This is a genomic window from Pseudoflavonifractor capillosus, from assembly GCF_016899775.1.
Lineage (GTDB): Bacteria > Bacillota > Clostridia > Oscillospirales > Oscillospiraceae > Lawsonibacter.
Map to the genome: position 1 here is coordinate 1 of NZ_JACJJE010000139.1, position 1003 is coordinate 1003.

Sequence of the window (1003 nt, forward strand, 5' to 3'; positions counted from 1 at the left end):
TCTAAATTGACCAGCCGGTCCTTCTCCTCCTGCCACATCTTTAAGTAATCAATAGAGGTATTTCGTACTGTAGATACGATGTAGCTGGCAAGAACGGGCCGCTGAAAGCGCCGAAGACGCGGTGTTTTTTCAATCAGCTTCCGAAGGCTCTCCTGGACGATGTCCTCTTGTTGTTTTTGATTTGCCACATATTTTTGAGCCGTATAGAACATGAGACGGTAGAACTCCTGATATAGCCATAAGATGAATTCTTGGTCTGTGTCATTCTGCCCTACGTTTTCTGTCTCTATCCGCATGACATCAACTCCCATAGCATACCTCTACGCCGTATGAGACCTGGTTTCTCTGGTTCTGCAACAACACGTATTTTTAGCTCCTTTACTATTCTTATTACAGATTTTAGTTTATCTAAAATTATACCATAAAATTTCCTAATATCAATTCTTTTTCTAAAATATCGCCATAAAATTCCGCAGAAAATATATAATGATAACATTCTAAACTGCGGGAGGATTTTACGTGGCGCAATTGGGTGAAATTCTGGCTGAACTGCGCCAAGAGCGTGGTATGACACAAAAAGCACTTGGACACGTCCTCTGCGTCTCAGCTGGGACCATATCAAATTATGAGAAAGGCGTCCATCTTCCGGATGCCGATAAGCTTATCATTCTCGCAGACTATTTCCACGTTTCCACCGACTATCTATTGGGACGTACCAGAATTCGGGAGACACAGACTGATTTTCAAAAGAAGATTTTAGAAAATAAAATGACATTTACTGCGTTCAACACATTCTTGAATCTTCCGAAAGATTTGCAGCAGTCCTTTGCGCATATCCTGTCTTCTTTAGAGCTTAACGTAATGATTGACCAGTACCGGAAAAAGGACGGTTCCTAATGCTTATTATTCCATCTGTCATCCTAGCAATCGAGGATGAGAGCGACCGTGACTTTATGGAGCAGGTGTACCGGCAATACCATCGACTGATGTATCATACAATCTA

General features: G+C 41.8%; 2 protein-coding genes. One reads left to right on the forward strand and one right to left on the reverse strand.

Features of this window, described 5'->3' with window-relative positions:
- On the reverse strand, positions 1-311 hold a 311-nt coding region (locus tag H6B31_RS16685; protein WP_275960902.1), incomplete at its 3' end, for a sigma factor.
- A gap of 208 nt (positions 312-519) precedes the next feature.
- Here H6B31_RS16685 and H6B31_RS16690 point away from each other — a divergent pair.
- Positions 520-897: a helix-turn-helix domain-containing protein gene (locus tag H6B31_RS16690; protein ID WP_204899524.1), complete on the forward strand. Its 378-nt coding sequence runs from the start codon at positions 520-522 to the stop codon at positions 895-897.
- Positions 898-1003 lie beyond the last annotated feature (106 nt).